The following is a 21,447-nucleotide window of genomic DNA, read 5'->3' as shown; positions in this document are numbered from 1 at the left end:
AATGACACCGCCCCAAGTCCACCACGTCACCCACCCCCTCGTGCAGCACAAGCTCACCCTCATGCGCAACAAGAACGCCAGCAGCACCACCTTCCGCACCCTGCTGGGCGAGCTGGCCATGCTCATGGCCTACGAAGTCACGCGCGACATGCCCACGCATCTGGTCGAGGTTCAAACCCCGCTGGAAACCATGCAAAGCCCCATGATCGACGGCAAAAAGCTCGTGTTCGCCTCCATCCTGCGCGCGGGCAACGGCATGCTCGATGGCCTGCTGCGCGTGGTGCCCAGCGCCCGCGTGGGGCACATTGGCCTGTACCGCGACCCGGCCACTCTCAAGGCCGTGGAGTACTACTACAAGATGCCCGCCGATCTTCAGGAGCGCGATGTCATCGCCGTGGATCCCATGCTCGCCACTGGCCACTCCGCCGTCGCTGCGCTGGACAAGCTCAAGGCCGCCCGTCCGCGCTCGCTCAAATTCCTGTGCCTGCTGGCCGCCCCCACCGGCATCCAGACCCTGCACGCCGCCCACCCGGACGTGCCCATCTACACCGCCGCCATTGACCGCGAACTCAACGATCACGGCTACATCCTCCCCGGCCTGGGCGACGCGGGCGACCGCATTTTTGGCACAAAATAAAACGTTTCAACCACCGCTTTTTCAAACAGAGAGGAAATACCATGCGCATCACCTCCATCGCCTTGCTTGCCGCCAGCGCCGCCCTGCTGGCCGCCTGCTCCAGCGCCCCCGTTCCGCGCGAGCAAATGGCCGTGGCCAAAAGCGCCGTCGAGCGTGTGAACACCAACCCCGGCATCGTCAGCAGCGCCCCTGTTGAACTGCAAGCCGCGCGCGACAAGCTCGCCCGCGCCGAGCGCGCGATGAGCAACCGCGACTACGTGCAGGCCCGCCGCCTGGCCGAACAAGCCAGCGTTGACGCCCGGCTGGCCGAATCCAAGACCGCCGCCCTGCGCGGCGAAAGCGCCGTGCGCGAAGTGCAGGAATCCATCCGCTCGCTGGATGACGAACTCCAGCGCCGCGGCCAGTAATTCGCGGCCAGCCATATCTGCGCCATTCCTTTACTCAAACCCCTTATCGCCATGACCCGACAACGCCTTCGCACCTCCGCCTTGCTGGCCGCCAGCGCCGCCGCCCTGCTTGCCGCCTGCGGCGCCAACCCGCCCAACCCCGCGCTTGAAGAAGCCCGCCGCGCCGTCAATCAGGCCGCCGCCACCCCCGCCGTGGCCGAACGCGCCGCGCTCGAACTCAAAGCCGCCTCCGACACCCTGGCCCGCGCTGACCGCGTCTGGGCGCAGGACGGCGACCAGGCCGAAACCGAACACCTGGCCTACCTGGCCCGCCAGCGCGCCGCCATCGCCCAGGCGCAAGCCCAGGCCCGCAACGCCGACAGCCAGCTGCAACACGCCAGCAACCAGGCCAGCCAGCTGCGCCTGCAAGCGCGCACCCGCGAAGCCGAAGCCGCCCGCGCTGAAGCCCTGCGCGCCCAGCAAAGCGCCGAAGCCGCCCGTGCCGAAGCCGCCCGCCAGCAAAGCGCCGCGCAGGCCGCGCAGGCCCGCGTCGCCGCGCTTGAAGCCAAGCTGCGCGAAATCGAAGCCCAGCAAACCGAACGCGGCCTGCTCGTCACCCTGGGCGACGTGCTCTTTGAATTCGGCAAGGCCGACCTGCTCGCCGCCGCCGGCCCGCGCCTGGACAAACTCGCCGAATTCCTGCGCCAGTACCCCGACCGCCGCCTGCTCGTGGAGGGCTACACCGACTCTGTCGGCTCCGCCAGCTACAACCTTGACCTCTCCCGCCGCCGCGCCCAGGCCGTGCAGACCGCTCTCACCCAGCGCGGCATCGACATCAGCCGCATCACCGCGCAGGGCTATGGCAAGGACTACCCCGTGGCCAACAACGCCACCGCCGAAGGCCGCGCCATGAACCGCCGCGTGGAAGTCATCATTGCCGACGACAAAGGCAACCTTCGCGGCCGCAACCAATAAAGAAGCCGCAAGCCATGCCCGCCGGGCCGCCACGCGCGGCCCGTTTTCATTTATGCAAAGCTGCACCAACCCTGACCGTGAAGGGCAGCGAATCGGAATGGGCCGCAAGGTGCAAACCACAGGCGGGCTTTTTCACTTGCTGAAGATTGGCGAAACCCAAGAGCGCCCGGATCTGCGCTTTTCGCGTCCACGAATAGACTGCGAACAGATTCCTCAATCCATCGCATCCGGCGTGAGGTCATGCAGCTTGTCTTCCTCGCACCTTTTGCCTTTTCAGCCTTTTCATCTCATGACGCCCCAAACCACCCGCGTCTGGCTCTGGCTGCACAAATGGAGCAGCCTCATTTGCACCGTCTTCATGCTGCTGCTGTGCCTGACGGGACTGCCGCTCATCTTTCACCACGAGCTGGGGCACTGGCTGGGCACCGAAATGCAAGCGCCGCCGCTGCCCGCCGGCGTGGCCGCGCGCGCCGTCACCCTGGACGAAGCCGTGGCCGTGGCGCAGCGCGTTCACCCCGATCGCGTGGCGCAATACGCATCGCCCGAAGAAGACAGTGACGATCTCTGGCGCGTGACGATGGCCCCCACGCCCGCGCCCACGGATGACTTCCGCCTTGTCGTGGTGGATGCGCGCACGGGCGACTACCTGGGCACGCCGCCGCTGCACAGCGGCTTTTTGTGGATCATGTTCAAGCTGCACGTGGACCTGTTCGCGGGCCTGGCGGGCAAGCTCTTTCTGGGGCTGATGGGCGTGTTGCTGCTCGTCTCGCTCATCAGCGGCACGGTGCTTTACGCGCCCTTCATGCGCAAGCTCGCATTCGGCACAGTGCGGCGCGGCAGCGACCGCCCGGCCAGCCGCCAGGAAGATGACAGGGCGCGCAAACAACGCGCCGCCCAGCGGCGGCTGAAGTGGCTGGATTTGCACAACCTGCTGGGCATCGTGCTGCTGGCCTGGCTCTTTGTGGTGGGCGGCACCGGCGTCATCAACACCTGGGCCGATTTGCTCGTCAAATACTGGCAGCACGACCAGCTCTCGGCCTACCTGGCCCCCTACAAAGGCCAGCCCACGGTGCCGCCAGGCGAGCGCGCGCCCATTCACCAGGCCCTGCAAGCCGCACAAGAGGCCGTGCCTGATGCGCGCCTTTATTTCATGGCCTTTCCGGGCACGGCCTTCGCCAGCCCGCACCACTACGTCTTTTTCATGCGCGGCAACACGCCGCTGACGGCGCACCTGCCGCGCCCCGTGCTGGTGGACGCGCGCACCGCGCAAGTGACCGCCGCGCCGCGCCTGCCCTGGTACCTGACGGCGCTGCTCATGTCGCGCCCGCTGCACTTTGGCGACTACGGCGGCTGGCCCATGCAAATTCTGTGGGCGCTGCTGGACGTGCTGTCCATCATCGTGCTGGGCAGCGGGCTTTACCTGTGGCTGAAAAAGGGCAACAAGACGGCCAAAGCGGGTTCGGTGCAGCGGCGCTGAAAACGCCAGCCCGCTTTCGCTTTCTCCGACATGCTGGCCTGGGATTATCAAAACAGGAGCAAATCAAAGGGATGAAAAAGCCGCTTCGCGCTCATTCCACTAGGACATCATGCTATGGATTAAGGAGCGAATAAAAGCGTCTTTTTCCCGCCTTTGCCGTGCGGCACATTCTTTTATGGCCGGGTTTCAAAGCTCGTGCACTGAACAGGCTCTCAGGCGCGGCCAATGCTGGCCGTGGCGACGAGTTCTTCCAGCAGCGCCAAGCTAGCCTGGCCAGGCAAGGCGTAGGGGTCGAGGGCGGCGCGTTCGCTGTATTTGAGGAGGATGGCAGGGTTGATGCGGCGGGTGTCCACAACGCCCATCGTCCAGCCGGCAAAGCGCCTTTCGGTGATTTCTTCGTAGCGCAGCAGCACCACGTCGCGGTGGCGCGCGTCGCGCAGGATTTCGCCGTAGAGGCTGTTGACGGCGGCGCGGCCGCCTTCAATGGCTTGCATGAACACGCCGTCGCCGCAGACCAGCACGCCGGTGATGCCGCGTTCGGCATTGCGCGGCTGGGAGTGCTGGCAGATGGAGGCGATGGTGGCCGCTGCCGGTTCGGCGGCGCGGCTGGCAAAGAGCAGGCGCACGAGCATGGCGGTTTCAATCCCGGGGAATGAGTGAGAGAAATTCGCGGCGCAAGTTGGGCTGCGTGAGAAATACGCCGCGCATGACAGAGTTGATCATCTTGCTGTCCACGTCTTTCACGCCGCGCCAGGCCATGCAAAAGTGCGTGGCCTGCATGACCAGCGCCAGCCCGTCGGGGCGGGTTTTCTGCTGAATGAGATCGGCCAGCTGCACGACGGCTTCTTCCTGGATTTGCGGGCGGCCCATGACCCATTCGGCCAGGCGCGCGTATTTCGACAGGCCGATGACGTTGGTGCGTTCGTTGGGCATGACGCCGATCCACAGCTTGCCCATGACGGGGCAAAAGTGGTGGCTGCACGCGCTGCGCACGGTGATGGGGCCGACGATCATCAGTTCGTTGAGCCGCTCGGCGTTGGGAAATTCGGTGATGGCCGGCGCGGCGGCGTAGCGGCCCTTGAAGACCTCGTTCACATACATCTTGGCCACGCGGCGGGCGGTGCTGGCGGTGTTGTGATCGCCCTCGGTGTCGATGACCAGGCTTTCGAGCACGCCTTGCATTTTGGCGGTGACTTCGTCGAGCAGCTGCTCCAGCTCGCCGGGCTGGATGAAGCTGGCGATGTTGTCGTTGGCGTGGTAGCGCTGGCGCGCGGCTTTGAGGCGCTCGCGGATCTTGGTGGAGACGGGCACGCCTTCGTCTTCGGCGCTGGCAGGCGCAGGGGCGTTGGGGTTCATGGACTGCATGGGCTTTTGGGAGTGGAGCGGAGCGCCGGGGCGCTGATGGCGGGAGCGGCGCGCGGGCGTCAGCGCAGGGTTCGCCCTTTGGCCAGGCCCCGCAAAAAGCCTTGAGCCAAGGGGCGGACGCGCTGATAAATCTGCCAGCCAGACCAGACGCGCAGGCCCAGTCCAAGCAGCAGGCGCGGGCGCGTGAGGGCCGCGCCCGCCAAGGCCGCGCCCGCGAGCAGGAGCAGCGGGCCGTGCTTTCGCATTTGCTCGCGCGCCCGGCTGGCAAGGCTGGCAGCGCCGTCGGCCATGCGGGCGGCGGGGCGCAGGGCCTGGCTGCCTTGGGCGATGCGCTCACGCAGCTCGGCAGAGCGCGCCAGCAGCCGTGCGCGGCGTTCAGCAAGGGATTCGGGGCTGGAGGGCGTCACGGGAGGCGTCATGAGCGCAGCCTTTCGCAGTCGCGCGCCAGCTCCTGCCGCGTGGCGGCGAACCAGCCGCGCCCATCGCGCGCGCGCGCCAGCGCCAGCCAGGCCAAGCCCGCGCCGCCGCCCAGAAAAAACGCCGTGAACACGCCCAGCACGAGCAGCCGGTGCTCATCCCACAGCAGCACGGTGAGAAATACGGCCAGGAACGCCAGACCAAGGCATAAGAAGGCGGCGGCGGCCAGCGCGCACAGCAGCACGGCCAGCAGGCGGGCGCTTTCTTCGCGCGCTTCTAGCGCCAGCAGTTCCAGGCGCACGTGGGCCAGCTCCAGCGCGTCAGCCAGCAGGCCGCGCAGGCGACTGACGAAGCCGGGGCGGCTGGCGGCGGTATCAGCGGAATCGGCGGCGGGCATGGACGGGCCTTTCTGGCAGGGGAGACAAAGCAAAACCGGGCCTTGGCAGCCCGGTTCGCGCATCAGACAGGTTTCTGGCGAGGCGGTTTTTGGCAGGCCAAGCGCGCCTTGTGTCAGAGGCCCATCAGCGGCGGCCAATCAGCACGCCAATGAGCAGGCCCAGCGCCGCCGCCACGCCGATGGAAGACCAGGGGTTGTCGTGCACGTAGTCATCCGTGGCGTAGGCCATTTCGCGCGTTTTGGCGCGGATGGCGGCGTCGGCGTCAGCCAGTTTTTCGCGGGCGATTTGCAGGTTCTCGCGGGCGCGGGTGCGCAGCTCGGCCAAGCGGCTGTCGGTCTGGCCGGCGGTGGCGCTGAGCAGGTCTTCGGCGTCGGCAATCAGGCGGCGCAGGTTGGCGGCCAGCTGTTCCTTGGTTTCGATGGCGGCTTCTGTCAGCTGCTCGGAGGCGGCGGCGACCTTTTTGGCGGCTTTGGATTCAGGCATGGTTGGCTCCTTGCGAAAGGTGGAAAGACACTTGCGCGGCATGATAGCAGCGGCCAGCTTCTGCAAGCCTGCTACCTTCGCCGCCATGAATCAAACGGTTTCGGTGCTGGCGCTGGGCTGGCGGGGGCTTTGGCGCGATGCGCGCGCCGGGGAATTGCGGCTGCTGATGCTGGCCGTGCTGCTGGCGGTGGCGGCGCTGGCTTGCGTGAGTTTTTTTGCCGACCGGCTGCAAGGCGGCTTGCAGCGCGACGCGCGGCAGCTGCTGGGCGGCGATGTGGTGCTGGCCAGCGACCACGCGCCCGCGCCGCAGTGGCAGGCCAAGGCGCAGGCGCTGGGCCTGCAGACGGCGCTGACGCTGAACTTCGCGACGATGGCGCGCGCGCCTGACAGCGCGGCGGGCGAGCCGGGCGCCAGCCGCCTGGTGTCGCTCAAGGCCGTGCCGCCGGGCTATCCGCTGCGCGGCAGCCTGCGCGTGGCCGATGGGCCGGATGCGCCCGATGCCGCCACGCGCGAAGTGCCCGCGCCCGGCCAGGCGTGGGTGGATGCCGCGCTGCTGGAGGCGCTGGGTATGGCCCCCGGCCAGAAGCTGCTGCTGGGCGATGCGGCGTTCACGGTGGCCAAAGTCATCACGGCCGAGCCAGACCGAGGCAGCGGCTTTGCGGGCTTTGCCCCGCGCGTGATGCTGCGCGAGAGCGACCTGGCCGCCACGGGCCTGGTGCAGCCGGCCAGCCGCATCACCTGGCGGCTGGCGGTGGCCGGTGATGGCGCGGCGGGCGACGAGGCCGTGGCCGCTTTCACGCAATGGGCCGAGGCGCGGCTCAAGGGCGCGGACAAGGCGGCATCCGCAACGCCTGGCGCACCGGACACACCGGACGCACCGGACACGCGCGGCATGAGCCTGGAGTCGCTGGACAGCGGCCGCCCTGAAATGCAAACCACGCTGGCGCGCGCCGAAAAGTTTTTGAACCTGGTGGCGCTGCTGGCCGCGCTGCTTTCGGCGGTGGCCGTGGCGCTGGCCGCGCGCGCTTTCGCCCTGCGGCGGCTGGATGACGCCGCCCTTTTGCGCGTGCTGGGCCTGCCGCAGCGCGCGCTGGCGGGCGCTTACGCGGTGGAATTTTTGCTGGCCGGGCTGGCGGCCAGTCTGGCGGGCGTGGCGCTGGGCTGGGCGCTGCACCACGCTTTCATCTGGCTGCTGGCCGGGCTGGTGCAGGCGGATTTGCCCGCGCCCGGCCCCTGGCCCGCGCTGCTGGGCCTGGGCGTGGGGCTGACGCTGCTGGCCGCCTTTGGCCTGCCGCCCGTGCTGCAACTGGCGCGCGTGCCCCCGCTGCGCGTGCTGCGGCGCGATATGGGCCAGCCCAAGGCCGCCCCGCTGGCCGTGCTGGGCCTGGGCGTGGCCGGTTTTGCCGCGCTGCTGCTGGCCGCCAGCCGCGACGCCACGCTGGGGCTGATGGCTGTGGGCGGCTTTGCGGGCGCGGCGCTGCTTTTCGCCCTGCTGGCGCGGCTGGCCGTGGCCCTGCTGCGCCGCTGGGCGGGCGCGGCGGATGGCGCCCCGCGCTGGCTGGCGCTGGCCGCGCGGCAAATCACCGCCCGCCCCGCCCATGCCGTGGCGCAAGTCAGCAGCCTGGCCGTGGGCTTGATGGCGCTGGTGCTGCTGGTGCTGCTGCGCACTGACCTGATGGCCAGCTGGCAGCGCGCCACGCCGCCTGATGCGCCCAACCGCTTCACCATCAACGTCATGCCCGATCAGGCCGAAGACTTTCGCGCCGCCCTCGCGCAAGGCGGCGTGCGCGGCTACGACTGGTATCCCATGTTCCGGGGCCGCCTGGTCAGCATCAACGGCCGGCCCGTCACTGCCGCCAGTTTCAGCGACGAGCGCGCGCAGCGCCTGGCCGAGCGCGAATTCAACCTCTCCCACACCCCCACGCTGCCCGCCCACAACAGCTTGGCCGCCGGCCGCTGGCAGCCCGAAGAAGCGGGCGCGGCCAGCGTGGAAGAGGGCCTGGCCGCAACGCTGGGCATCCGCCTGGGCGACACGCTGGGCTTTGACTTTGCTGGCGCCACGCACGAAGTGCGCGTGCGTTCGCTGCGCAAGGTGGACTGGGGATCGCTGCGCGCCAATTTCTTCGTGCTCCTGCCCGTGAGCGAATTGCCCGATGACGTGGCCTACACCTGGATGGCCGCCTGGCGCTCGCCCGGCCAGCCGGGTTTTGACAATGCCCTCGTGCGCCAATTTCCCAACATCACCAGCATCGACATGAGCGCCACTTTGGCGCAGGTGCAGCGCGTGCTGGCGCAAGTGATTCGCGCGGTGGAATTTCTTTTTGCCTTCACCCTGGCGGCCGGGCTGCTGGTGCTGGTGGCCGCCATCACCGCCACGCGCGAAGAAAAAGCGCGCGAATTCGCCATCATGCGCGCCCTGGGCGCTTCTGCCGCCTTGCTGGGTAAGGTGCAGCGCGCCGAACTGGCCGGCGTGGGCCTGCTGGCCGGCGCGCTCGCCAGCCTGGTGGCCAGCGTGCTGGGCTGGGGGCTGGCGCGTCACGTCTTTGAATTTGACTGGACTGCGCCCCTTGCCACGCCTTTGCTGGGCAGCCTGGCGGGGGCGGCCCTGGCCCTGGCCGCCGGCTGGTGGAGCCTGCGCGAAGTGCTGCGCCGCCCCGTGGCGCAAACGCTGCGGCAGGCGGGCGAATAACCGGAGCGAATGCCGCTGCCTCTTTTCACGCTCACGGCCAACCCGCGATCCTTGCGGCGCGGTGGCGCCAGGCGTTTTGCGGCGGCTGATTCACCAGCGGGAATGAGCGCAACTGCAACACGCAGCCCGTGCTGAGAAGCTTGTTCAAAGTCCGCGAACGCAGAAAGCGCGGACTTGGGCAGTCCATGGCGTTGCAAATGCCTTGTCAGGCAGCAGGCGGACAGTCAGGCCTTGCGTCTTGCGGTCCATCCCGATTCACTCTTTTCCCCTCACGGCTCAACTCTGGGCAGAGTCTCAGAAACAGGAGCAAATTTGAGAGGGCCAAAACACCGGTCTGCGCAGTATCCACTAGGACATCATGCTATGAATAAGAGAGCTAAAATAGACCTTCCAACGCTCGCCCACAGGCGCTAAAAAACGACCCCGACGGCCTGTTGCGTCGCAATTGGCTGGCCGGTCAGCCAGCCCGTCTGCGGCTTGCGCTGGCTGCCCAAGCTCTCATCTGCTCTTTCATCCTCTCGTGGCCAGCCCTTGAACAAGCTCTGGGGCCGTGCTGGTCGCCTGGCGCGCTCAAAGCGCTTTCAGGCTGCCGGGAACAAGGCGGGCGCCCAGCTCGCGGGTGATGTGCTGCACAAAAGGGTCGGCCATGAGCAGCTCGCGGGCGGCTTGCAGGCGGGCGGCGGCGTGCTGGGCATTGCGGCGGGCGGGGGTGTCGGTGAGGTCGGCGGTTTCGCCGGTTTGCACTTGCAGCGTGATGGCGTGGCCTGCGGCTTGCAAGGCGGCTTGCAGGCGGGCGGCGGTGGCGGGCTGGGCCAGGGTGGCATTGGCGGTGCGCAGCGTCCAGACGCCTTCGCCTCGGGCGATGAGTTGTGATTGCAAGGCGAGTTCGCGCGCGAGGGCGGTGATGGCTTCGCGGGCGATGAGTTCTTGCACGAGGGCGTGCCAGAAGCTGCCTTCGGGCGAGGGGGTGAAGGCGGGCGGCGCAGCGCTGGAGGAAGCGGCGGGCGCGCTGGAAGGGCTTTCGCGCGCTGAGGTTTCGCGCACGGGAATGGCGATGAGGCTGGCGGCGGAAGGCGTTTGAACCGCGCCTGGCTCGCCGGTTGCGCCAGGCGCTTCAGGGGCGGGCGGCGCGGCCACATCCGGCGTGGCGTGGCGGGTGTGAGGCGCGGCGATGACGGGCAGGGCCTGCACGGCTGGCGGGCGCGGCAGCTGGCGGGCGGGTTCGGCGGCGTCATGCCAGGGCGGGGCACTGCCGGGAGCGTCTGGGTCGCCTTCAGCCATGAGGGCGTCGAACCAGCCGTCGTCATCCGGCTCGCTGGCGCTGTCTGGCGGCGCAAGGAAGGCGGGCTGGGCGAAGGCTGCGGCTTTTGCGGTTTGGGCTTCTTTGGTTGGGGCTTCTTCGGTTTGGGCTGTTTCAGGCAGGGCGGCAGCGGCTGGCGCGGGGGGCGCATCAGCCGTGTGGGCGGGCGATGGGGCCGGGCGGGCAGCAGGCGCTTGCGGGGCGCTGGATGCGGGGGCTGCCGGGGAACCGGCGGCGGGCTGGGCGGCCGGGGCGGGCTGCCGGACTTCATTGGGCGCGGCTTCTGGGTCTGCGGCAGGTGTGATGGGGTTTGCGGCGCTGGCGGGCGGCGGTGTTGCCGCAGCGGGGGTCGATGCAGCGGCCTCATCCGCTTTCAGTGTTTTTTTTTCTGGCGCGGCGCGGCCGCTGCCGCCGGGTTGGGCGGCAGATGGTTTGAAGGGCAGCAGGCGCAGCAGGGTCATCAGCAGGCCGGTGTATTCGTCGGGGGCCAGGCCCAGTTCGGCGCGGCCATGAATGCACAGGCTGTAGAGCAGCTGCGTTTCATCGGGCGGCAGCAGGGCGGCCAGGCGGGCGGTTTCCTGCGCGTCGGGGTCAGCTTCGTCCACGGGCATGCCGGGCACGGCCTGGTGCACGGCCATGCGCTGGAGCACGCTGGCCATGTCTTCCAGCGCGGTGGCGGCTGAAAGGCCGTGGGCGCGCAGGTGGTCTACGGTTTGCACCACGGCGCGGCCATCGGCGGCGGCCAGCGCGTCAATCAAGGCAAAGACGAGGCTGCCGTCCACGCTGCCGAGCATCTGGCGCACGCCCGCTTCGGCAATCTGGCCGCTGCCGAAGGCGATGGCCTGGTCGGTCAGGCTGAGGGCGTCGCGCATGGAGCCGCGCGCGGCGCGCGCCAGCAGGCGCAAGGCGGCGGCTTCGGCGGGCACGTTTTCTTGCGCCAGCACGCGTTGCAAGTGCGCCAGCACGGTTTCGGGGGCCATGGGCCGCAGGTTGAATTGCAGGCAGCGCGAAAGAACGGTGACGGGCACTTTCTGCGGGTCGGTGGTGGCGAGCACGAATTTCAGGTATTCGGGCGGCTCTTCCAGCGTTTTGAGCATGGCGTTGAACGCCGTGTTGCTGAGCATGTGCACTTCGTCAATCATGAAGACCTTGAAGCGCCCTTGCACGGGCTTGTAGACGGCTTGCTCGAGCAGGCCCTGCACTTCGTCCACGCCCCGGTTGCTGGCAGCGTCCAGCTCGGTGTAGTCCACAAAGCGCCCGGCGTCGATGGCCGTGCAGGCCGCGCACTGGCCGCAAGGGGTGGCGGTGATGCCGCCTTGCCCGTCAGGCCCCGTGCAGTTGAGCGATTTGGCCAGGATGCGCGAGACCGTGGTTTTGCCCACGCCGCGCGTGCCGGTGAACAAATAGGCGTGATGCAGGCGCTGCTGCGTGAGCGCATTGCCCAGGGCCTGCACCACGTGCTCCTGGCCCACCATTTCTGAAAAGTTGCGCGGACGGTATTTGCGGGCCAGGACGAGATAGGACATAGGGCGCGGATTCTATGGGCCGCCCCATGCGGCGCAGGGGCATGGCCGGGTGCGGAATACGGATGGAGCGAGCACGGCATGGCCCTTTGCTTGTCAGCAAGAAACAGGAGCAAATTCAAGGAGGCAAAAAATCCATCTCGCGCAGATTCCACTAGGACCTCATGCTATGGGTTTCGGTCCAGCAGCAATTCCCGAAGTCGCTCGCTCATGTGTGTAAAACGTTCCGTTTCGGTTGCCGCAATAAGCATCCATTTCGTGACATCTTCGCCTAAATCGTAGGCAAGGTTCCCTGCGAGAACGGGGCTTAGGTGTCCGCGTTTCTTCGCCATCGAAATTGTTGATGCGTTCAGGTAGTAGCGGTCGCACCAAAATTGCGCTGGGCGTGTTTTCAAAGCGTGTTCCAGAAGCTGGGCAGTGGTTCGCATAGCTGAAAGGGCTTGATTCGTCAAGGGGGGAGCATCTTATAACGGTTCGTGAACCACGGTTTTCACATTTGTGATTTTTTGCTAGGCTTTCTTCACTTTTGTGAATGGAGCCTGCACATGTCCTCTCTCCCCCCTCTCTCCGCGCTCACTTGCCGCGAGCGCTACTTTCTTGAATTCGCCTCCCGCGACGTTGCTCAACACGGCTGCACTGTTCGGACTATTTACGGCGCTGAATTTGAGATTTCGTCCGGTCTCCACGCGGATCTGATAGCTGGCGTTTTGGCCGATTACGTGCGTCATGGCCTGATGGCCGCTGCCGCCCCAGTCCAGCCGCCAGTCGATCAGCTGGAGACCGACCATGTTTAAGCCCGCCCCCCCTCGCGCATTACCCAGTGACCGGGCTGTCACGCTGTTGCAGGCTCCGGCAGTCCGCAGCAGGGCGGGGCGGGCACCCTCTCCATCCTGCCCCCGGCCGCGCCCTGTGCTGAACAAAGCCTTTTGGCTGCAAATGAGGTTGCCGCTATGAGCCGCGTAAGCAGCTTCGTCCGTGACCTCCGTGTTGGAGCGTGCGCGCGTGGGGCCGAAGCGCGAAGCGCGACGGCCGAGCTTGCGAGGCCGCCAAGCGAAGCGCGAAGGCCCCACAACCCCCCTGCTCTAACAGGGGGGGAAAGTACCCCGGGGCCAATCAAGACACACGCGAAACCCGACTGGCTGACATACACCTTCCAGATTGACCCCCAGCGCAAGCACTACCTTGAACACCTTGATTTCTTGCGCTCCGCCCTTGGCCGCAACGTGACCGCCCAGGTGGGCACCGGCATCCTTGGCTACGCCCACGGCATCCGCTTCTTCGTTCGCGTAGAAAACGAAGAAGTCCCCGTAGCCCGCCTGGACTGGGGCGGCAGCGGCAACAAAGCCAATCGTGCGCGATTCGACCTCTCCGGCAAAGGCTGTTCCGCAGTTCTCAATTGGCACGCTTTCTCTTCGTTCGTCGCATCTCATTTCGCCTACACCCTCACCCGCATCGACCTGGCTTGCGACTTGTTAGATGGCCAATACACCGTCGAAGACTGCGCGTCTTGGTATTCGGCCGGTGACTTCAATGCAGGCGGGCGCATGCCCCGTCATTCGCTCGTAGGCGACTGGCTCTCTCCTCACCACGGCCGCACTTTTGAGGTCGGCCGCCGCGCAAACGGAAAGATGCTCCGCGCGTACGAGAAAGGCCGCCAGCTGGGCGACCCGTCCAGCTTGTGGACACGCTTTGAAATCGAGTTCCGCAACATCGACCGCGATCTGTCCCTGGACATGCTCATCGACTGTGACCGCTATTTCGTCGGCGCCTACAAGTGTCTCGAACGCGTCATTGCATCAGCCCCGCAAAAAGTACCCACGCATCAGCGCGAAGGCGAAATCAGCCTGCAAAAGCTCATCCACCACGCCCGTGAAGCATACGGCAAATGCATCCACGTCATGCGCCTGCACATGAGTGACGCGGACACCCTTAGTTTTTTAACCGTCAACGGCGTACCCGCAAGGCTGGAGAAAGCCGCCGTAGCCGGTTTCTTTGACAAAGACTTTCTCCAGTGCGAAAGGACTCGAAATGCGAATGAACGTTATCGGCTTTGAAATCTTGACCGGCACCAGCAGCAAAACCGGCAAGCCATATGACATGAGCAGGCTGCACACCTGTATCCCCCTCTCCACTTCCGAAACCGCCAAGGGCGCATCTGGCACGACGTACGACTGCCCTTCTGAAGTTCTCGAAAAGATCAAACACCTAACCCCGCCTCTCATCTGCGACGTCGAGATGCACGACATCATGCGCTACGGGCGACGTGTTCAGGAAATCTCTTCGGTTATTCCGGTTGAGCGGGCCAAGGCAGCGGCATGACTCAACCCGTTGTGATTCAGTGCTCTTCCGCGTGCACTGTCACGCACCAGATAAGTATTCCCGTGCTCGATTTACCGCCCGGGGATGCTTTACAGATCGGCATTGCCATCCTGCTGGTCTGGGCCGTCGGTTGGAGTTTTCGCCTTCTGATCAGGTCGATTCGTGATGGAAGCTCAAATCTTGGAGATGAAACATGAGCATGAAAAAACTGTTTGCGGCTTTCTCTGCATTCTTCGCGCTTTTGATGGCATCAGTGCCCGCGCACGCGGTCATTGAAGTCACTGAAGTCGTCAAGGAAATCAAAGACACCGTAACCCCTGTGAGTGCTATCGGCGCAGCGACACTTATCGTTATTGTTGCCGTTGCTGCTTATGCGTGGGTACGCCGCGCAATCAAGGGATAAAAGCCCGGATGCCCGAAAGGGCATCTAGGCTGTGGGCATTATGGGTATTTATTTGCTGATTGCCATGCTGGGGGCATTGTGGCTTATCTTTACCGCATAGCAGCTTATCTGTTGCTGGCTTTTGCTCCCATACAGCTTGTCTATGCTGATTTTATTGCCCCTGAAATTGTCAGCGGTAATATATCAATCTATCAGCCGGAAAAAGAAGGGTTTTTCGATAATCTAGGGGCCTGCAAATCATGGGTTGAAGAGGGAGCATATAAAGCTTATTACCTGAAGAATCATCGCTGGGAAGGCGGAAAATGTCCGTATCCGTCAAGACCTAGCGATATCAGTTGCCATTCATACCTCGCCAGCCACTCTGAAAATGATGCCGAGCATCTAGGCGGATGCAAAGTAGAGCGTAAATGTCCGTCGCATTCAAAACAATACGAAGATAATACTTGCACATGTTTATCCGGCTATGTTGAAAAGAACGGCAGTTGCGTAAAGCCGGAAGAACAAAAGTGCGAAGCCGGAAAGAAAACAAGCTTTTCGTCAAAAGGTCACTCGCCAACAACAACCTGTATTGCAAGCTGCGAATACAAAGCGGTTGATGTTGAAATATGCGTTCGCTTACCCGGTGAAAATCTGCGGTGTTCTATTGATATGGTTTCTACTGGCAAAGAATGCAAAGAGCAGAAGCCGGATGAGCCGAAACCTGACGAACCGAAACCTGATAAGCCGGATGATGGCGGCAATGGCAATGGCAATGGCAATGGCGGCGGCGGTGGCGGCGGCGGTGGTGGTGGCGGCAACGGCGGCGATGGCGGCGGTGGCGGCGGCGGCGGCGGCGGCAACGGCGGCGGTGGCGGCATCGGTGGCGGTGGCGGCAACGGCGGCGGCAATGGCAACGGCGGCGGCAACGGCAATGGCAATGGCAATGGCAATGGCAATGGCAATGGCAATGGCGACGGCGGCAATGGCAATGGCAACGGCAACGGCAACGGCGATGGCGGCAACGGCAACGGTAATGGCAATGGCAACGGCAACGGCAACGGCAACGGCAATGGCGGCGGAGACAAGCCGGATGGCAACGGAGATGACAAGGATGGTCGAAGCAGTTTCGGCGGTTCTTGTGGCTCGTATTCGTGCAAGGGTGATGCAGTTCAGTGCGCTATCGCTCGGGAGCTGCACGAGCAGTATTGCCGCTACAACACACCCAATCGCCAATCAGCTGAATATGACAGGGCAGTTTCTGAAGCGGGTAAAGGCAGCGGCTCTGTTCTTTCTGAACTACCTGGCAACAAGGAAATCAACCTGGGCGGAGCGGGGCAGTGGAATACCAGCGATGCTATCGGCGGCGGCAGTTGCATCCGGGATTTGAACATCAGTGTTTTGGGCAATGACGTTTCACTTCCGCTATCTCAAATATGCCCGCAACTTGAGTGGCTAGGCAAGATTCTGATTTTCATCACTGCGATTGTTTGCGTGGTAATCGTCGCGGTTTGATTCTGGGGGATTCTCAACATGCCCGCATTGCTTGCCTCCATCTTTTGGGGCGCGTTCATGCTCATTTTGCGCAGTGTCGTTCTGCGCGTTCTCGTCAGCCTTGGTATTTCCGCCGTGACTTTTATTGGGGTCAATCAGTCCATGAAATGGATCATCGATCGCGGGCTTCAATCACTCAATGGCCTGCCCGCTGACCTGGTGAGTCTCATAGCGTTTCTGAAAGTGGGCGTATGCATTAGCATGCTGATGTCTGCAATCACGATGCGCATGCTTCTCAAATTTGGATCAAGCGACAAGGTCAAAAAAATGGTAATGGGTTAGAAAGGAAAAGCGATGCTGTATCTGGTCACTGGGGCAAATGGAACCGGAAAAACACTCAATACACTGAGATGGGTTCGGGATTTGCAACTGGAAAATCCCGAACGACCCGTTTTCTATAACGGCAGGTTCGATCTCAAACCTGAAAAGGAGAAAGAATTTGGCTGGGCCAAATTCGACTTCAAAGACTGGCAAAAACTCCCTGACGGCTCAATCTGCCTGGTTGATGAAGCGCATAACGATTTGCCTGTTCGCCCTGCCAGCCAGAAACCTCCGGACTATGTTGCGGCTTTGGCCGAACATCGTTCGCGGGGTTTCGATTTCTTTTTCATCAGCCAACACCCGTCAAATATTGATGGTTTCGTTCGGCGTCTCGTCGGCGCTCCTGGATGGCATCGGCATCTGAAACGGCCTTTCGGCTTCGATGGGGCTTCCTGCGTTGAATTCGATGCAGTCAATCTTTCCTGCGAAAAACCCAATCAGGCCAAGGCCGGCCAGGCCAGCCGGATCAAGTTCCCCAAAGAGGTTTATGGCTGGTATAACAGTGCAGTGATGCACACAGGCAAGAAAACCATACCGAAACAGGTATGGATTTTCTTGGCATCCGTCGTTCTCGTGCCCCTTCTCATCGGCTACGTGTTTCACTATTTCTCGGCCAAGGCCGAATCGGTTTCTGCCAGGTCTGACTCTGACGTGCAGGCCTCGGGCGATAGCGCATCTGAAATGCAGCAGCCCGCAGCCACGGAAAGGGCGGCAAGAATGACGAAACGGGAATGGATGGAAGAACAGGTGCCCCGCATCGAAGAGTTTCCTCACACGGCTCCCAAATACGACGATTTGACCAAGCCCGTGCGCGTTCCCATGCCTGCGGCGTGCGTGGAGATGCAATCGATTGGCTGTCGTTGCTACACGCAACAGGGCACGCGCCTACCACAAATCGGGCTGGACACCTGCCGCGCAATTGTGAAGAACGGCTATTTTGAGGATTTCAATGCTGACAACGGTCAAATCGGGCGCGGCGACGGTGACGGGGGGTATTCAAGGCAATCTATCAATCAGGATGGGGGGAGCGTAAGGGGTGGATAACTGCGTTTTTGTCCATAGCGTTCGATTTAGAACGCTGTGGACAAAAACGCAGTTATCCACGCCTGAAGCGGTGGGGGAAGGGCGCTTCCCCCTGCGAAGCCGTTAGGCTTCGTCGGCGTAGGCTCTTTGCATTCTTTGCCAGTAGAAACCATATCAATAGAACACCGCAGATTTTCACCGGGTAAGCGAACGCATATTTCAACATCAACCGCTTTGTATTCGCAGCTTGCAATACAGGTTGTTGTTGGCGAGTGACCTTTTGACGAAAAGCTTGTTTTCTTTCCGGCTTCGCACTTTTGTTCTTCCGGCTTTACGCAACTGCCGTTCTTTTCAACATAGCCGGATAAACATGTGCAAGTATTATCTTCGTATTGTTTTGAATTCACGGACATTTACGCTCTACTTTGCATCCGCCTAGATGCTCGGCATCATTTTCAGAGTGGCTGGCGAGGTATGAATGGCAACTGATATCGCTAGGTCTTGACGGATACGGACATTTTCCGCCTTCCCAGCGATGATTCTTCAGGTAATAAGCTTTATATGCTCCCTCTTCAACCCATGATTTGCAGGCCCCTAGATTATCGAAAAACCCTTCTTTTTCCGGCTGATAGATTGATATATTACCGCTGACAATTTCAGGGGCAATAAAATCAGCATAGACAAGCTGTATGGGAGCAAAAGCCAGCAACAGATAAGCTGCTATGCGGTAAAGATAAGCCACAATGCCCCCAGCATGGCAATCAGCAAATAAATACCCATAATGCCCACAGCCTAGATGCCCTTTCGGGCATCCGGGCTTTTATCCCTTGATGGCTGCAAGCCCAGGGGTTTTTTATTTGGTATGGGGTTTATGATGATTTATGGGTATGCACGGGTTAGTACGACTGACCAGAACACCGGTTTTCAGATAACGGCGCTTCGCGCGGCAGGCTGCACAACCATCTTTGAGGAAAAACGCTCGGCCATCAAAGAACGCCCGCAGCTGGAGCTGCTTCTTGACGTCGTCGCGGAAGGTGACACGGTGGTTATCTACAAGCTTGACCGTCTGGCGCGCTCGCTGATTCACCTGCTATCAATCCTGGAGCGTCTGCGCGATCGCGGGGCACAACTGCGCAGTCTGACCGAACCTATCAACCCTGACACGGCGGCCGGGCGCATGTTCTTGCAGGTGCTCGGCAGCGTGGCGGAGTTTGAGCGATCTCTCATACGCGAGCGATGTATGGCCGGGCAACTCGAAGCGTTGCGCAAAGGCAAGGCAATTGGCAGGCCCTACAAACTCTCACTATCCGAACGCAACGAGGTTGTCCAGCTTGTCGATTCCGGCATTCCGTCTCGGGACATAGCGCACGCCTACAACGTGGCAAAAACGACGGTTTTGCGGCTTTCGTACGAAGCTAAAGGCAAACAACAGCGCAATTTCGGGTCAATTCGCGCGTTGCTTTGAACCCACAATAACCACACGCAGCAAGGGGGCTTGCTACAGCCTTGATAGCAGCCACTGCCCACAAAATGAGCAAAATCGGGTGGTCTGAAAAGTATGGATAAAGGAGCGAAATATCTTGCCTGCCCGCAGCCTGCGCCTGGCCCTTCTTTTCTGCGCCTGTTTTCACCGCCAGGCCCAGGCGGGCAGCGCTGATAATCCGCGCCCATCATGAATCAGCTCGACTCTCTCAGGCAGTTCACTGCCGTGGTGGCCGACACGGGCGACTTTCGCCAGCTGGCGCAGTTTCAGCCGCAAGACGCCACCACCAACCCTTCGCTCATTCTCAAGGCCGTGCAAAAGCCCGAGTACGCGCCGCTGCTGGCGCAAACCGTGGCGGCGCATCGCGGCCGGCCGCTGGACGAAGTGGCTGACCGGCTGCTGGTGCGCTTTGGCTGCGAAATCCTGGCGCTGATTCCGGGGCGCGTTTCCACTGAAGTGGACGCGCGCCTGTCGTTTGACGAAAACGCCACTTACACCCGCGCCGAGCGTCTGATCGAGCTGTATCAGGCCGAGGGCGTGCCGGTGGAGCGCGTGCTCATCAAGATTGCCGCCACGTGGGAAGGCATCCGCGCCGCAGAGCGGCTGCAAAGGCGCGGCATCAACTGCAACCTCACGCTGCTGTTTGCCTTTTGCCAGGCCGTGGCCTGCGGGCAGGCGAAGGTGCGGCTCATCTCGCCTTTTGTGGGCCGCATTTACGACTGGCACAAGGCGCGCGCGGGCAGCGCGTGGGACGAGGCGGCGCACACGGGCGCCAATGACCCCGGCGTGCAGTCCGTCACGCGCATCTTCAACCACTACAAGCGCTTTGGCATTGCCACCGAAGTGATGGGCGCGAGCTTTCGCAACACGGGCCAGATTGCCGCACTGGCCGGGTGCGATTTGCTCACCATCAGCCCCGATTTGCTCGCCCAGCTGGCCGAAAGCCGCGCGCCCCTGCCGCGCGCGCTGGACGCCGCAGCCGCCCGCCAGCTTGACTTGCCCGCCGCCAGCTTTGGCGCCGATGAGGAAGCGGCCTTTCGCTTTGCGCTCAATGAAGACGCCATGGCCACCGAAAAGCTGGCCGAAGGCATCCGCGCCTTCGTGGCCGACGCGAAAAAGCTCGACGCGCTGTTGCAGCAATGAGCCTTGCCAGCCGCCCGCGCTGCGACGCCACGCCCGCCTGGGCCGCCCTGGCCGCGCACCACCGGCAGCGCTTTGACGGGGCGGATGCGTTTGATTTGCGCCGCGCCTTTGCCGAAGACGCCCGGCGCTTTGAGCGCCTGAGCCTGCAAGCGCCGCACGTTTTCGCCGATCTGTCCAAAAACCTGCTTGACGAGCGCGCCCTGGCGCTGCTGCTGCAACTGGCCGCCCAATGCCAGCTTGAAAGCTACCGCGACGCCATGCTGGGCGGCCAGGCCGTGAACAACACCGAAGGCCGCCCGGCCCTGCACCCGCTGCTGCGCTGCCCGCCCGGCGCTGCGCCCGCCGCGCTGCAAGCCGAACACCGCGAGTGCATGAAGCAGCTTGACGCCATGCTGGCGCTGGCCGAAAGCATCCGCGCCCAGGGGCGCTTCACCGACGTGGTTCACATCGGCATTGGCGGCTCTGACCTCGGCCCGCGCCTGGCCTTGCAGGCGCTGCAAGATCACGTGCGCCCCGGCGGGCCGCGCATCCACTTCGTGGCCAACATGGACGGGCACGAGCTGGCCGCCGCGCTGGCCGCGCTGCAGCCGGCGCGCACGCTTTTCGTCATTGCCTCCAAGAGCTTTGGCACCGCCGAAACACTGCAAAACGCCCGCTCCGCGCGCGCCTGGTTTTTGCAAAACGGCGGGCAGGAAAGCGATCTGGCCGCGCACTTTGCCGCCCTGACGGCCCGGCCCGAAGCCGCGCGCGCCTTTGGCGCGGGCCAGTGCCTCACTTTTGCCGACGGCGTGGGCGGGCGCTACTCGCTGTGGTCGGCCATTGGCCTGCCCGTGGCCATTGCGCTGGGCGCGGCAGGCTTCAAGGCGCTGCTGGCGGGCGCGCATGCCATGGACTGCCACTTCGCCAGCGCCCCCTTGCACGCCAACCTGCCCGCGCTGCTGGGCCTGCTGGATGTGTGGAACCGCAACTTCCACCGCTTTGCCAGCCGTTGCATCGCCCCCTACCACCACGGCCTGCGCCGCCTGCCCGCCTATTTGCAGCAGCTTGAGATGGAAAGCAACGGCAAGCGCGTGGACGCCGCCGGCCGGCCCCTGGCCTTTGACAGCGCCCCCGTCGTCTGGGGCGAAGCGGGCAGCAACGGCCAGCACGCTTTCTTTCAGATGCTGCACCAGGGCACGCAAGTCATTCCCGTCGATTTCATCGTCACGCGCGAAGCCGCGCACGAGCTGCCCGGCCATCACGCCAAGCTGCTCACCAACGCGCTGGCCCAGTCGCGCGCGCTCATGATGGGCCAGGCGGGCGAAGACGGCCACCGGCACTTTCCCGGCAACCGCCCCAGCACCTTCTTGCTGCTGGAGCGGCTGGAGCCGGCCAGCTTCGGCGCCCTGCTGGCGCTGCACGAGCACCGCGTGTTCACCAGCGGCGCCATCTGGGGCCTCAACAGCTTTGACCAGTGGGGCGTGGAGCTGGGCAAGCGCCACGCGGGCGACATCGAAGCCTGCCTGCTGCAAGGCCACGCGCAAGGCATGGACGCTTCCACAGCCGGGCTGCTGGCGCGGCTGCGCTAGCGCGGCC

General features: G+C 63.6%; 25 protein-coding genes. 15 read left to right on the top strand and 10 right to left on the bottom strand.

The window, feature by feature from the left end; genetic code table 11:
- Nucleotide 1: 1 nt before the first annotated feature.
- The 4 genes from upp to ADJ79_RS11415 all read left to right on the top strand — a co-directional run bounded on the left by upp (nucleotide 2) and on the right by ADJ79_RS11415 (nucleotide 3,475).
- Nucleotides 2-637 (top strand): uracil phosphoribosyltransferase, encoded by a 636-nt coding sequence (upp, locus tag ADJ79_RS11430; RefSeq protein ID WP_050716073.1) that lies wholly within the window; start codon nucleotides 2-4, stop codon nucleotides 635-637.
- Between the two features lie 41 nt (nucleotides 638-678).
- Nucleotides 679-1,044 carry a DUF4398 domain-containing protein gene (locus ADJ79_RS11425; RefSeq protein WP_050716072.1) on the top strand — a complete coding sequence of 122 codons (366 nt, stop codon included), beginning with the start codon at nucleotides 679-681 and terminating at the stop codon, nucleotides 1,042-1,044.
- Nucleotides 1,045-1,095: 51 nt separating this feature from the next.
- Entirely contained in the window at nucleotides 1,096-1,998 is a 903-nt protein-coding gene (locus ADJ79_RS11420; protein WP_050716071.1) for an OmpA family protein, read from the top strand.
- Between the two features lie 289 nt (nucleotides 1,999-2,287).
- Nucleotides 2,288-3,475: a PepSY domain-containing protein gene (locus tag ADJ79_RS11415; protein ID WP_050716070.1), complete on the top strand. Its 1,188-nt coding sequence runs from the start codon at nucleotides 2,288-2,290 to the stop codon at nucleotides 3,473-3,475.
- A gap of 212 nt (nucleotides 3,476-3,687) precedes the next feature.
- Here ADJ79_RS11415 and ADJ79_RS11410 read toward each other — a convergent pair whose 3' ends face one another.
- The 5 genes from ADJ79_RS11410 to ADJ79_RS11390 all read right to left on the bottom strand — a co-directional run bounded on the left by ADJ79_RS11410 (nucleotide 3,688) and on the right by ADJ79_RS11390 (nucleotide 6,138).
- The gene (locus ADJ79_RS11410) at nucleotides 3,688-4,107 is read right to left on the bottom strand and encodes a BLUF domain-containing protein (protein WP_050716069.1); all 420 of its coding nucleotides are present in this window, start codon (nucleotides 4,105-4,107) and stop codon (nucleotides 3,688-3,690) included.
- Between the two features lie 7 nt (nucleotides 4,108-4,114).
- Complete coding sequence (gene folE / locus ADJ79_RS11405) at nucleotides 4,115-4,831, bottom strand: GTP cyclohydrolase I (protein WP_156304186.1); 717 nt, start codon at nucleotides 4,829-4,831, stop codon at nucleotides 4,115-4,117.
- Nucleotides 4,832-4,899: 68 nt separating this feature from the next.
- Entirely contained in the window at nucleotides 4,900-5,259 is a 360-nt protein-coding gene (locus ADJ79_RS11400; RefSeq protein WP_050716067.1) for a hypothetical protein, read from the bottom strand.
- Entirely contained in the window at nucleotides 5,256-5,654 is a 399-nt protein-coding gene (locus ADJ79_RS11395) for a phage holin family protein (RefSeq protein ID WP_050716066.1), read from the bottom strand. Before ADJ79_RS11395 ends, ADJ79_RS11400 begins: the two co-directional genes overlap by 4 nt.
- Before the next feature lie 124 nt (nucleotides 5,655-5,778).
- The gene (locus ADJ79_RS11390; RefSeq protein ID WP_082203286.1) at nucleotides 5,779-6,138 is read right to left on the bottom strand and encodes a YqjD family protein; all 360 of its coding nucleotides are present in this window, start codon (nucleotides 6,136-6,138) and stop codon (nucleotides 5,779-5,781) included.
- A gap of 85 nt (nucleotides 6,139-6,223) precedes the next feature.
- Here ADJ79_RS11390 and ADJ79_RS11385 point away from each other — a divergent pair, with 85 nt between their 5' ends.
- The gene (locus ADJ79_RS11385; protein WP_050716590.1) at nucleotides 6,224-8,827 is read left to right on the top strand and encodes an ABC transporter permease; all 2,604 of its coding nucleotides are present in this window, start codon (nucleotides 6,224-6,226) and stop codon (nucleotides 8,825-8,827) included.
- A 570-nt stretch (nucleotides 8,828-9,397) separates the two neighbouring features.
- Here the strand turns inward: ADJ79_RS11385 and dnaX are convergent.
- From dnaX to ADJ79_RS14595, 3 genes are all read right to left on the bottom strand, one after another.
- Nucleotides 9,398-11,653, bottom strand: coding sequence for a DNA polymerase III subunit gamma/tau (gene dnaX, locus ADJ79_RS11380; RefSeq protein WP_050716065.1), 2,256 nt, complete (start codon nucleotides 11,651-11,653; stop codon nucleotides 9,398-9,400).
- A 164-nt stretch (nucleotides 11,654-11,817) separates the two neighbouring features.
- Entirely contained in the window at nucleotides 11,818-12,078 is a 261-nt protein-coding gene (locus ADJ79_RS14600; RefSeq protein WP_156304185.1) for a hypothetical protein, read from the bottom strand.
- 81 nt (nucleotides 12,079-12,159) lie between these two features.
- The gene (locus tag ADJ79_RS14595; protein WP_156304184.1) at nucleotides 12,160-12,438 is read right to left on the bottom strand and encodes a hypothetical protein; all 279 of its coding nucleotides are present in this window, start codon (nucleotides 12,436-12,438) and stop codon (nucleotides 12,160-12,162) included.
- A 435-nt stretch (nucleotides 12,439-12,873) separates the two neighbouring features.
- On the opposite strand from ADJ79_RS14595, the gene ADJ79_RS11370 reads away from it, so the two are divergent.
- From ADJ79_RS11370 to ADJ79_RS13380, 7 genes are all read left to right on the top strand, one after another.
- Nucleotides 12,874-13,704, top strand: a complete 831-nt coding sequence (locus ADJ79_RS11370) for a replication initiation factor domain-containing protein (protein WP_172674061.1) — start codon at nucleotides 12,874-12,876, stop codon at nucleotides 13,702-13,704.
- Nucleotides 13,685-13,969: a hypothetical protein gene (locus ADJ79_RS11365; RefSeq protein WP_050716062.1), complete on the top strand. Its 285-nt coding sequence runs from the start codon at nucleotides 13,685-13,687 to the stop codon at nucleotides 13,967-13,969. Before ADJ79_RS11370 ends, ADJ79_RS11365 begins: the two co-directional genes overlap by 20 nt.
- On the top strand, nucleotides 13,966-14,166 hold the full coding sequence (locus ADJ79_RS15025) for a hypothetical protein (RefSeq protein WP_172674060.1): 201 nt from the start codon (nucleotides 13,966-13,968) through the stop codon (nucleotides 14,164-14,166). Before ADJ79_RS11365 ends, ADJ79_RS15025 begins: the two co-directional genes overlap by 4 nt.
- The gene (locus ADJ79_RS13390) at nucleotides 14,163-14,372 is read left to right on the top strand and encodes a major capsid protein (protein ID WP_082203285.1); all 210 of its coding nucleotides are present in this window, start codon (nucleotides 14,163-14,165) and stop codon (nucleotides 14,370-14,372) included. The genes ADJ79_RS15025 and ADJ79_RS13390 overlap by 4 nt, the downstream gene beginning before the upstream one ends.
- Before the next feature lie 78 nt (nucleotides 14,373-14,450).
- Nucleotides 14,451-15,863: a hypothetical protein gene (locus ADJ79_RS15290; protein ID WP_216597124.1), complete on the top strand. Its 1,413-nt coding sequence runs from the start codon at nucleotides 14,451-14,453 to the stop codon at nucleotides 15,861-15,863.
- Between the two features lie 18 nt (nucleotides 15,864-15,881).
- Complete coding sequence (locus ADJ79_RS11355) at nucleotides 15,882-16,184, top strand: DUF2523 family protein (protein ID WP_050716060.1); 303 nt, start codon at nucleotides 15,882-15,884, stop codon at nucleotides 16,182-16,184.
- A gap of 12 nt (nucleotides 16,185-16,196) precedes the next feature.
- Nucleotides 16,197-17,267, top strand: coding sequence for a zonular occludens toxin domain-containing protein (locus ADJ79_RS13380; RefSeq protein ID WP_082203284.1), 1,071 nt, complete (start codon nucleotides 16,197-16,199; stop codon nucleotides 17,265-17,267).
- 26 nt (nucleotides 17,268-17,293) lie between these two features.
- On the opposite strand, the gene ADJ79_RS14585 is transcribed toward ADJ79_RS13380, so the two are convergent.
- Together ADJ79_RS14585 and ADJ79_RS14580 are read right to left on the bottom strand one after the other, a co-directional pair.
- A complete protein-coding gene (locus ADJ79_RS14585; protein WP_156304183.1) occupies nucleotides 17,294-17,659 on the bottom strand; it encodes a hypothetical protein in 366 nt (121 codons plus the stop codon).
- Entirely contained in the window at nucleotides 17,650-17,988 is a 339-nt protein-coding gene (locus tag ADJ79_RS14580; protein ID WP_156304182.1) for a hypothetical protein, read from the bottom strand. Before ADJ79_RS14580 ends, ADJ79_RS14585 begins: the two co-directional genes overlap by 10 nt.
- Before the next feature lie 120 nt (nucleotides 17,989-18,108).
- On the opposite strand from ADJ79_RS14580, the gene ADJ79_RS11340 reads away from it, so the two are divergent.
- From ADJ79_RS11340 to pgi, 3 genes are all read left to right on the top strand, one after another.
- A complete protein-coding gene (locus ADJ79_RS11340) occupies nucleotides 18,109-18,711 on the top strand; it encodes a recombinase family protein (protein ID WP_050716057.1) in 603 nt (200 codons plus the stop codon).
- A 207-nt stretch (nucleotides 18,712-18,918) separates the two neighbouring features.
- Nucleotides 18,919-19,872, top strand: a complete 954-nt coding sequence (tal, locus tag ADJ79_RS11335) for a transaldolase (RefSeq protein ID WP_050716056.1) — start codon at nucleotides 18,919-18,921, stop codon at nucleotides 19,870-19,872.
- Nucleotides 19,869-21,440, top strand: coding sequence for a glucose-6-phosphate isomerase (gene pgi / locus ADJ79_RS11330; protein ID WP_050716055.1), 1,572 nt, complete (start codon nucleotides 19,869-19,871; stop codon nucleotides 21,438-21,440). The genes tal and pgi overlap by 4 nt, the downstream gene beginning before the upstream one ends.
- Nucleotides 21,441-21,447: the final 7 nt, after the last annotated feature.

Source organism: Ottowia sp. oral taxon 894, from assembly GCF_001262075.1.
In the GTDB taxonomy this organism is placed as follows: Bacteria; Pseudomonadota; Gammaproteobacteria; order Burkholderiales; family Burkholderiaceae_C; genus Ottowia; species Ottowia massiliensis.
This window is presented reverse-complemented; position numbering and strand designations above follow the sequence as displayed.

What these genes read in the sequence shown, in the direction of transcription:
- ADJ79_RS11390 (WP_082203286.1), bottom strand. Translation starts at nt 6,138, where the DNA reads ATGCCTGAATCCAAAGCCGCCAAAAAGGTCGCCGCCGCCTCCGAGCAG.
- ADJ79_RS15025 (WP_172674060.1), top strand. Translation starts at nt 13,966, where the DNA reads ATGACTCAACCCGTTGTGATTCAGTGCTCTTCCGCGTGCACTGTCACG.
- ADJ79_RS13390 (WP_082203285.1), top strand. Translation starts at nt 14,163, where the DNA reads ATGAGCATGAAAAAACTGTTTGCGGCTTTCTCTGCATTCTTCGCGCTT.
- ADJ79_RS11415 (WP_050716070.1), top strand. Translation starts at nt 2,288, where the DNA reads ATGACGCCCCAAACCACCCGCGTCTGGCTCTGGCTGCACAAATGGAGC.
- folE (WP_156304186.1), bottom strand. Translation starts at nt 4,831, where the DNA reads ATGAACCCCAACGCCCCTGCGCCTGCCAGCGCCGAAGACGAAGGCGTG.
- pgi (WP_050716055.1), top strand. Translation starts at nt 19,869, where the DNA reads ATGAGCCTTGCCAGCCGCCCGCGCTGCGACGCCACGCCCGCCTGGGCC.
- upp (WP_050716073.1), top strand. Translation starts at nt 2, where the DNA reads ATGACACCGCCCCAAGTCCACCACGTCACCCACCCCCTCGTGCAGCAC.
- ADJ79_RS14585 (WP_156304183.1), bottom strand. Translation starts at nt 17,659, where the DNA reads ATGTCCGTGAATTCAAAACAATACGAAGATAATACTTGCACATGTTTA.
- ADJ79_RS13380 (WP_082203284.1), top strand. Translation starts at nt 16,197, where the DNA reads ATGCTGTATCTGGTCACTGGGGCAAATGGAACCGGAAAAACACTCAAT.
- ADJ79_RS11340 (WP_050716057.1), top strand. Translation starts at nt 18,109, where the DNA reads ATGGGGTTTATGATGATTTATGGGTATGCACGGGTTAGTACGACTGAC.
- ADJ79_RS11355 (WP_050716060.1), top strand. Translation starts at nt 15,882, where the DNA reads ATGCCCGCATTGCTTGCCTCCATCTTTTGGGGCGCGTTCATGCTCATT.
- ADJ79_RS11400 (WP_050716067.1), bottom strand. Translation starts at nt 5,259, where the DNA reads ATGACGCCTCCCGTGACGCCCTCCAGCCCCGAATCCCTTGCTGAACGC.
- dnaX (WP_050716065.1), bottom strand. Translation starts at nt 11,653, where the DNA reads ATGTCCTATCTCGTCCTGGCCCGCAAATACCGTCCGCGCAACTTTTCA.
- ADJ79_RS11410 (WP_050716069.1), bottom strand. Translation starts at nt 4,107, where the DNA reads ATGCTCGTGCGCCTGCTCTTTGCCAGCCGCGCCGCCGAACCGGCAGCG.
- ADJ79_RS14595 (WP_156304184.1), bottom strand. Translation starts at nt 12,438, where the DNA reads ATGGTCGGTCTCCAGCTGATCGACTGGCGGCTGGACTGGGGCGGCAGC.
- tal (WP_050716056.1), top strand. Translation starts at nt 18,919, where the DNA reads ATGAATCAGCTCGACTCTCTCAGGCAGTTCACTGCCGTGGTGGCCGAC.
- ADJ79_RS11420 (WP_050716071.1), top strand. Translation starts at nt 1,096, where the DNA reads ATGACCCGACAACGCCTTCGCACCTCCGCCTTGCTGGCCGCCAGCGCC.
- ADJ79_RS11425 (WP_050716072.1), top strand. Translation starts at nt 679, where the DNA reads ATGCGCATCACCTCCATCGCCTTGCTTGCCGCCAGCGCCGCCCTGCTG.
- ADJ79_RS14600 (WP_156304185.1), bottom strand. Translation starts at nt 12,078, where the DNA reads ATGCGAACCACTGCCCAGCTTCTGGAACACGCTTTGAAAACACGCCCA.
- ADJ79_RS11395 (WP_050716066.1), bottom strand. Translation starts at nt 5,654, where the DNA reads ATGCCCGCCGCCGATTCCGCTGATACCGCCGCCAGCCGCCCCGGCTTC.
- ADJ79_RS11385 (WP_050716590.1), top strand. Translation starts at nt 6,224, where the DNA reads ATGAATCAAACGGTTTCGGTGCTGGCGCTGGGCTGGCGGGGGCTTTGG.
- ADJ79_RS11365 (WP_050716062.1), top strand. Translation starts at nt 13,685, where the DNA reads ATGAACGTTATCGGCTTTGAAATCTTGACCGGCACCAGCAGCAAAACC.